This window comes from Streptomyces sp. NPDC090021 (genome assembly GCF_044748225.1).
Classification (GTDB): Bacteria; Actinomycetota; Actinomycetes; order Streptomycetales; family Streptomycetaceae; genus Streptomyces.
In genome coordinates this window covers 29486-37227 of sequence record NZ_JBIVFO010000017.1, presented here as the reverse complement: position 1 = coordinate 37227, position 7742 = coordinate 29486, and the positions used below count along the sequence as shown (strand labels likewise).

Below are 7742 nucleotides of genomic sequence, written 5' to 3'. Positions count from 1 at the left end.
CGCCCCGGCGCCGCACCGCGCGAGAGCGGCGTCGAGAAGGAGACATGGTCCGTTCCATCCAGGGCCACCGCCCCCCGGCGGTCGCCCGCCGCGGCCTGGCCTGACACCCCGGCGGCCGGAGGCCGCGGGCCGGCCACGGTCGGCCCGCGGTGGGGGTCCTACTTGCCGACTTCCTTCGTCACCAGGGCGATCGCCTCGTCCACGTCGTCGGTGACGTGGAAGAGGTAGAGGTCCTTCTCCGAGGCCTTGCCCTGGGCGATCACCGTGCCCCGCAGCCAGTCGACCAGCCCGCTCCAGTACTCCGTGCCGAACAGCACGATGGGGAAGCGGGTGATCTTCTGGGTCTGCACCAGGGTCAGCGCCTCGAACAGTTCGTCCAGCGTGCCGAGGCCGCCGGGCAGCACGACGAAGCCCTGGCTGTACTTCACGAACATCGTCTTGCGGACGAAGAAGTACCGGAAGTTCAGGCCGAGATCGACGTGCTGGTTGAGCCCCTGCTCGAAGGGGAGCTCGATGCCGAGGCCGACCGAGACCCCGTTCGCCTCGCGCGCCCCCTTGTTGGCCGCCTCCATCGCTCCCGGACCACCGCCGGTGATCACCGCGAACCCGGCGTCGACCAGCGCGCCGCCGATCCGGACGCCCGCCTCGTACTCGGGCGAGCCCGCCGGGGTCCGGGCCGAGCCGAACACGCTGATCGCGGGCGGCAGCTCGGCCAGCGTGCCGAAGCCCTCGATGAACTCCGACTGGATGCGCAGGACCCGCCAGGGATCGGTGTGCACCCACTCGGAGGGCCCGGCGGTGTCCAGCAGCCGCTGGTCCGTCGTACTGCCCGCCTGCACCTGGCCGCGCCGCCTCAGCACCGGCCCGAGCTGCTGCTCCTCGGGCCGACGACGAGCGTTGCCTTCGGGGTTGCCCATGATGTGCTCCCTCCTGCTGATCGTTGGATCAGGGTAGGCGCACGAAGGTGACGGGAAGCGGAATTCAGGAGGTCAGCCAGGCGCGGAGTCGTTCCTCGCAGTGCAGGATGGCCTTGGTCTCCACGCGCTCGTCCACCTTGTGGGCCAGCAGGGCGTCGCCCGGACCGTAGTTCACCGCCGGCACGCCCAGTGCGCTGAAGCGGGAGACGTCGGTCCAGCCGAACTTCGGCATGGCACGGCCGCCGACCGCCTCCATGAACGCGGCCGCGGCGGGGTGGGAGAGGCCGGGGAGGGCACCGCCGGAGAAGTCGTCGATCACGAACTCGTCGACGCCGCAGTCCGCGAAGACCTCCCGGACGTGGACGATCGCGTCGTCCATGCTGCGGTCCGGGGCGAAGCGGAAGTTGACCGTCACGGTGCAGGCGTCGGGGATGACGTTGTTGGCGACGCCGCCCTCGATGCGGACCGCGTTGAGGCCCTCGTGGTACTCCAGGCCGTCGATGACGGGCTTGCGGGCCTCGTACGCCGCGAGCCGGGCCAGGATCGGGCTCGCCGCGTGGATGGCGTTGGATCCCATCCAGCTGCGGGCGGAGTGGGCACGCTCGCCGGACGTGCGCAGCAGCACCCGCAGGGTGCCCTGGCAGCCGCCCTCGACCTCGGCGTTCGAGGGCTCCAGCAGGACGGCGAAATCACCCGTGAGCCAGTCGGGGTGGGCCTCTGCGACCTTGCCGAGGCCGTTGAGGTCGGCGGCGACCTCCTCCTGGTCGTAGAAGACGAAGGTGAGGTCCCGGTTCGGCTCGGGCACCGTCGCGGCGATGCGCAGCTGCACGGCGACGCCGGACTTCATGTCGGTGGTGCCGCAGCCCCACAGGACGCCGTTCTCGTCGAGGCGCGACGGGACGTTGTCGGCGATCGGCACGGTGTCGAGGTGGCCGGCGAGCACGACGCGCTCGGCCCGGCCGAGGTTCGTGCGGGCGACGACGTTGTTGCCGAAGCGGTCCACGGTGAGGTGGGGCAGGCCGCGCAGCGCTTCTTCCACGAGGTCGGCGAGTACCTTCTCGTCGCCGCTCACGGAAGGGATGTCGACGAGCCGGGCGGTCAGCTCGGCGGCGTCCAGGGTGAGGTTCAGCTCGGATTCGGACATGGAACCGACCCTAACGCCCCGGGGTGTGGCGAAGCGTTCCTCGTCCGGCCGGTGGACGCGCCGTACGCCTCAAGTACGGTGGGCCGCGTGTCCGAGATCCGTGAACCCCGTCCTCGCCGCCGCAGGCCGCTGCGTGTGGTCGTCGGCCTGCTCGTTCTCCTTTCGGTGATCGGGTACTTCGCCGTGCAGCGCGCCTCGGTCGGCGGTGGCGCGCCCTTCTGCGTCGCCAGTGCGGGCACGTCCGGTCGCGACGGCGACTCCGAGAAGTACGAGATGTCTCCGGAGCAGGCGGCGAACGCGGCGACGATAGCCGCCGTCGGCATCGCCAGGGGTCTGCCCGACCGGGCCGTCACCATCGCCCTGGCGACCGCCATGCAGGAGTCCGCCCTGCGCAACCTCGATCACGGCGACCGGGACTCGCTGGGCCTCTTCCAGCAGCGGCCGTCGATGGGCTGGGGCACGCCGGAGCAGATCACGGACCCGGTCTACTCGGCCGCGATCTTCTACGACCATCTCGTCGACGTGCCCGGGTACTCGCGGCTGCCGCTGACCGTGGCCGCGCAGAAGGTGCAGCGCAGCGGTTACCCGCAGGCCTACGCCAAGCACGAGCCGGACGCGACCGTGCTGACCGCGGCCTTCGCCGGCGGCGGCGTTCTGGACTGCGGCGGGCCGGCGCCCACGGGGCCGGGCGACCCGGAGAAGGTGCGGGAGGGCCTGGTGCGGATCTTCGGCAAGGACGGGACGCACACCTTCGGGCCGCAGGGCGGCCCGGGCGGTCAGGCCGGCCGCAACGGCGGCGGCGGCCGGGTGGTCCCGGAGCCCGAGGTCACGATGGTGGAGAAGAAGGAGGCGGGCAAGGAGGCCGGCGAGGCCGCGACGCGCCGCAGCCGGGCGATGGCCCACTGGGCGGTGGCCAACTCCCGCGAGTTGGGGATCGCCAGGGTGTCGTACGACCTGCGCGGCTGGGTCGCGGGCGAGGACCGGGGCCGGTGGCAGGACAAGAACGGCGCGGGTGCGAAGAACGGCGACGCCGATCCCTACGGCGCGGCCCCCGGCGAGGTCCGGATCTTCCTGGCCCGCTGAGCCGCGCGGGCACCGGGCTGCGCCCGGAGGCGTTTCGGGAGTACGCGGGGGCGCCCGGCCGCGCGTACGAGTGATCACCCCTGCGGGGGTGATCACCACCGCGCCCGCCGGCCCCGCGAACGCACGGAACCCCTGGTCGGCACCATCCGGTGCGCTTGTCGCGGAAGCCGATTAAACGATGCGTTACCGATCCTTTACCCGGCGGTGCCGCAACTCCACCCGCCCCGCGAGCGGTTAGTCAGGCCGTACTCAGCCGCTACCGCTTAGGAGCATCATGTCCCTCCCCCTGACCCGTCGGATCGCCCGTGCCGCGCTGCTCGTCGCAGCCGGGGCAGCTCCCGTGGTCGGTGCGGCCGGCGCGGCCAACGCCGCCGGTCTGGAGTCCGTGCCGCAGCTGGGCGCACTCACCGCCACGGACGCCCCCGCGGCGACCGCCGAGACGGCCACCGGAACGGCCACCGACGCCCTCGGCAACGCGGGGGCCGCCACCCAGTCCCTGCCGGCCCCCGCGTCCGACCTGGCCGGCCAGGCGGGCGGCCTGCTCGGCGGCCTGCCCACGACCCAGGAGCTGCCGGTCTCCTCCCTGCCCCTGCCCGGCGGCCTGCCGCTGGGCGGCTGACGCCCGCGAAACGCCGAGGGGGCCGGGAGTGCGGACACTCCCGGCCCCCTCGGGCATGTCACCGGTCAGCCGAGGCGCTTGACCGCCGCCTCCACGCGCTCGTCGGTGGCGGTGAAGGCGACGCGTACGAAGCGTGCGCCCGCCTCGCCGTAGAAGTCGCCGGGCGCGACCAGGATGCCCAGGTCCGCGAGGTGGGCCACGGTGTCCCAGCAGGGCTCGTCCCGGGTCACCCACAGGTACAGGCTGGCCTCGCTGTGCTCGACCCGGAAGCCGTGGGCCTCCAGGGCCGTCCGGAGCGCCGCACGGCGGGCCGCGTAGCGCTCGCGCTGCTCGGCCACGTGCAGGTCGTCGCCGAGCGCCGCCACGGTGGCCGCCTGGACCGGCGCGGGGGTCATCATGCCGCCGTGCTTGCGGATCTCCAGCAGCTCGCCGAGCACGTCCGCGTCGCCCGCGACGAAGGCCGCCCGGTAGCCCGCCAGGTTGGAGCGCTTGGAGAGGGAGTGGACCGCCACGATCCCCTCGTAGGAGCCGCCGCACACGTCGTCGTGGAGCACGGACACGGGCTCGGCCTCCCAGCCCAGCTCCAGGTAGCACTCGTCGCTGAAGAGCAGGATCCCGTGCTCCCTCGCCCAGGCCACGATCCGCACGAGTTCGGCCTTGCCGAGGACCTTGCCGGTCGGGTTCGACGGGGAGTTGAGCCACAGCAGCTTCACACCGGCCGGGTCGAGCTCGGTGGGGTCGTCGTAGACCACCGCCTCGGCGCCGCACAGCCGCGCGCCGACCTCGTACGTCGGGTAGGCGAGCCGGGGGTAGGCGACCTTGTCGCCGGCGCCGAGACCGAGCTGGGTCGGCAGCCAGGCCACCAGCTCCTTCGAGCCGACGACCGGCAGGACATTGCGGTGCTCGGCGGCGCTCGCGCCGAGCCGGCCGCGCAGCCAGCCCGTGATGGCGTCGCGCAGCTCCTTCGTGCCCCACACCGTCGGGTAGCCCGGGGAGTCGGCCGCGTCGATCAGTGCCTGCCGGATCAGCTGCGGGACCGGGTCCACCGGCGTGCCGACGGACAGGTCCACGATGCCGTCCGGATGGGCCGCCGCCGTCTTCTTGTACGGCTCCAGCTTGTCCCAGGGGAAGGCGGGAAGACGGTCGGATACTGCGGCCACGGTGGTCTCTGCTCTCTCTGAGTACGGGTGGGGCGGGTCGGAAAACACCGCGGTCCCGTGCGGCGGGAAGGCCGTACGGGACCGGGGGTTGCTTCTGCCGTGAAAGGTCAGTGCTCGCCGTTGATGCCGGCGGGCAGCCCCGCGACGAAGGGGTGGTCGCGCTCGATCAGGCCCAGCTTGGAGGCACCACCGGGCGAGCCGAGCTCGTCGAAGAACTCGACGTTCGCCTTGTAGTAGTCCTTCCACTCCTCCGGAGTGTCGTCCTCGTAGAAGATGGCCTCGACCGGGCAGACCGGCTCACACGCACCACAGTCGACGCACTCGTCCGGGTGGATGTACAGGGACCGCTGGCCCTCGTAGATGCAGTCGACGGGGCACTCTTCGATGCATGCCTTGTCCTTGACGTCGACACAAGGCTCCGCGATGACGTAGGTCACGCTCTCGTTCCTCCTCGGTAGGGCTTTCCATATCGCGCGGGAGCGCGGCGTCGTCGATGCCCGCACCTAGTATCTCCGTTCCCGGGCACGATCCGAACAGGAGGGGCGGACAGAGCTGTGGAAATCACTGCCGGAGGACTGCTGGAGGTCCGAATCACCCCGGCTGACGTGGGTAAACGTGTCTCTGTACGACGGGTGGAGACCGGACTGAGCGGATCACCCGAGTTCACGGACACGGTCGGTGTTCTCACATCCTGGGACCAGGGTGTGCTACTGATCACACAGAAGAACGGCCAGTCCGTCCGGATAGCGGAATCCTCGCTGGTGGCGGGCAAGGTCGTACCCGCGGCGCCGGCCAGGCGGCGGGGTCCGGCGGCCTCCTTCGAGGAGCTGGCGAGGGTCTGCGCACGGTCCTGGCAGCCGCTGGAGAGCGAGCCGCTGGGCGGGTGGACCCTGCGCGCGTCCGCCGGGTTCACCCGGCGGGCCAACTCCGTCCTGCCGGCCGGCGACCCGGGGATGCCGCTGGACGATGCACTCGCGCGAGTGACCTCCTGGTATGCGGAACGAGGACTTCCGGCCTATGTGCAGGCCGCCACCGGAGCCGCCGGAACGCAGGAGCTGCTCTGCGCGGAGCTGGAGCGCCGCGGCTGGACGTCCGAGGCGTCGGCGGAGGTACGGATCGGGGCGCTGGCCCCGGTGGGCGACGTGGACGCGCCCGCGAGCGGGTCCGTACGGCTGACCCGTGTCCCGGACGAGGAGTGGCTCGGGCGCTACGGGAGGGTCTCCGACCCGGACGTGGCCCGGCGGGTCCTGGTGGAGGGACCGTCGGTCTGGTTCGCCTCCCTGCCCGGCGGGCGGGCGATCGGACGGTGCGTGGTGGACGGCCGGTGGGCCGGCTTCGCCGCGGTGACGGTCGACCCGGAGCACCGCCGGGAAGGTCTCGCGACGGCGGTGATGGCCGCCCTGGCGCGGCGCGCCCTGGAGGAGGGCGCCTCGGCGGCGTGGCTGCAGGTCGAGACGGACAACGCGGGGGCACGGGCCCTGTACGACGGGCTGGGCTTCGCGGCGCACCACTCCTACCACCATTTCCGGGCGGCCCGGTGAGCACGCCGGCCCGGCGGGAGCAGTTCGCGGAGCAGGCCCGGTCCCAGCGGCCGGACCTGGCGCTGATGTGCCTGCTGCTGGCGGCGGAGGCGGACCCGGAGCTGGACGAACGCGCCATGGACCGGGCGCAGATCGAGCTGGACCGGCTGGCCGGGATGCTGCCGTACGGCCTGCGGGGCGGGCGGGCGTGGGCCTCGGCCGTGACGGAACTGCTGGGCGGACGCCTCGGGTTCCACGGCACCCCGGCGGACTACGAGCGGCTGTCGTCCTCGCTGCTGCACGAGGTGCTGCGGCGCCGGCGCGGCCTGCCGATCCTGCTGTCGGTGGTGTGGCTGGAGGTCGCCCGGCGGGCGGGCGCGCCGGTGTACGGGCTGGGGCTGCCGGGGCACTTCGTGGTGGGCTTCGGCGACCCCGAGGAGGGCGTGGTCGTGGACCCGTTCGCCGGGGGCGCCTCGCTGGGAGCGGGGCCGGCGGAGCTGGCGTCGGGGCCGCGTACGCCCGCCAGGACGCTGGACATCGTGCTGCGGATCCTGACCAACATCCGGGCGTGGGCCTCGACCCGTCCGGAGCAGTCGGGCGTGGCCCTGTGGGCGCTGGAGCTGTCGCTGCTGCTGCCGTCGCATCCGGCGTCGCTGCGGTACGAGCGGGCGCGCCTGCTGGTGGAGCGGGGCTCCTTCCGGGAGGGCGCGGCCGAGCTGGACGCGTACGCCGAAGTGGTCGCCGCGGTGGACGACGACGCGGCGGCCCGCATCCGGGCCGAGGCCGTCTCGGCGCGCGCCCTGCTGAACTGACGCCTCCTGGGGCTGGCGCTCTCGCGGGGGTACGGGGTGCGGGGGTGCGGGGTGCGGGGGACGCGGGGGTCACGCCGGTACCGGGCACACGCCGGGGCGTCTCCTCGGGCGCCGAACGGTACTCGGGGCCGGAAGGGGGCGCGGTGGTGCGTTCGGCGCCCTGCGGGGATCGCCCCGGCATGCACCCGGCCCCGACGTGACCGGGCGTGGTGCGCTCGCCGACGCAGGCTTCGGGGCGCATCAGGTCGGCCGAACAGGACTTCCGGCGGGACCAGGTGCGTGCCGGGGCGCTCCCCGCAGGGCGCCGACACACAGATCGCCTCGACGTGACCGGGCGTGGTGCGCTCGCGGGCGCAGGCTTCGGGGCGCACCGGGTCGGCCGAACGGGAGTTCCGGCGGGACCAGGTGCGTGCCGGGGCGCTCCCCGCAGGGCGCCGACACACAGATCGCCTCGACGTGACCGGGCGTGGTGCGCTCGCGGGCGCCG

Annotated in this window: 8 protein-coding genes; 4 read left to right on the top strand and 4 right to left on the bottom strand. The window is 73.1% G+C overall.

The annotated features are described in order from the left end of the window. Positions 1 to 158: 158 nt before the first annotated feature. On the bottom strand, positions 159 to 917 hold the full coding sequence (locus ACIPXC_RS15765; protein WP_401617687.1) for a TIGR00730 family Rossman fold protein: 759 nt from the start codon (positions 915 to 917) through the stop codon (positions 159 to 161). Between the two features lie 64 nt (positions 918 to 981). Continuing rightward, positions 982 to 2061: a succinyl-diaminopimelate desuccinylase gene (gene dapE, locus ACIPXC_RS15760; RefSeq protein WP_401617684.1), complete on the bottom strand. Its 1080-nt coding sequence runs from the start codon at positions 2059 to 2061 to the stop codon at positions 982 to 984. A gap of 78 nt (positions 2062 to 2139) precedes the next feature. On the opposite strand from dapE, the gene ACIPXC_RS15755 reads away from it, so the two are divergent. Both ACIPXC_RS15755 and ACIPXC_RS15750 read left to right on the top strand, forming a co-directional pair. Further along, positions 2140 to 3144 (top strand): hypothetical protein, encoded by a 1005-nt coding sequence (locus tag ACIPXC_RS15755; protein WP_401617682.1) that lies wholly within the window; start codon positions 2140 to 2142, stop codon positions 3142 to 3144. Positions 3145 to 3418: 274 nt separating this feature from the next. Further along, entirely contained in the window at positions 3419 to 3763 is a 345-nt protein-coding gene (locus ACIPXC_RS15750) for an ATP-binding protein (protein ID WP_401617680.1), read from the top strand. A 65-nt stretch (positions 3764 to 3828) separates the two neighbouring features. On the opposite strand, the gene dapC is transcribed toward ACIPXC_RS15750, so the two are convergent. Beyond that, positions 3829 to 4923: a succinyldiaminopimelate transaminase gene (dapC, locus tag ACIPXC_RS15745; RefSeq protein ID WP_401617677.1), complete on the bottom strand. Its 1095-nt coding sequence runs from the start codon at positions 4921 to 4923 to the stop codon at positions 3829 to 3831. A gap of 107 nt (positions 4924 to 5030) precedes the next feature. Then, the gene (fdxA, locus tag ACIPXC_RS15740; RefSeq protein ID WP_030027294.1) at positions 5031 to 5360 is read right to left on the bottom strand and encodes a ferredoxin; all 330 of its coding nucleotides are present in this window, start codon (positions 5358 to 5360) and stop codon (positions 5031 to 5033) included. Between the two features lie 117 nt (positions 5361 to 5477). On the opposite strand from fdxA, the gene ACIPXC_RS15735 reads away from it, so the two are divergent. Together ACIPXC_RS15735 and ACIPXC_RS15730 are read left to right on the top strand one after the other, a co-directional pair. Then, entirely contained in the window at positions 5478 to 6464 is a 987-nt protein-coding gene (locus ACIPXC_RS15735) for a GNAT family N-acetyltransferase (RefSeq protein WP_401617673.1), read from the top strand. A gap of 65 nt (positions 6465 to 6529) precedes the next feature. Next, positions 6530 to 7255, top strand: coding sequence for a transglutaminase-like domain-containing protein (locus ACIPXC_RS15730; protein WP_107056873.1), 726 nt, complete (start codon positions 6530 to 6532; stop codon positions 7253 to 7255). Positions 7256 to 7742: the final 487 nt, after the last annotated feature.

What these genes read in the sequence shown, in the direction of transcription:
- ACIPXC_RS15765 (WP_401617687.1), bottom strand. Translation starts at nt 917, where the DNA reads ATGGGCAACCCCGAAGGCAACGCTCGTCGTCGGCCCGAGGAGCAGCAG.
- dapE (WP_401617684.1), bottom strand. Translation starts at nt 2,061, where the DNA reads ATGTCCGAATCCGAGCTGAACCTCACCCTGGACGCCGCCGAGCTGACC.
- ACIPXC_RS15750 (WP_401617680.1), top strand. Translation starts at nt 3,419, where the DNA reads ATGTCCCTCCCCCTGACCCGTCGGATCGCCCGTGCCGCGCTGCTCGTC.
- ACIPXC_RS15730 (WP_107056873.1), top strand. Translation starts at nt 6,530, where the DNA reads ATGTGCCTGCTGCTGGCGGCGGAGGCGGACCCGGAGCTGGACGAACGC.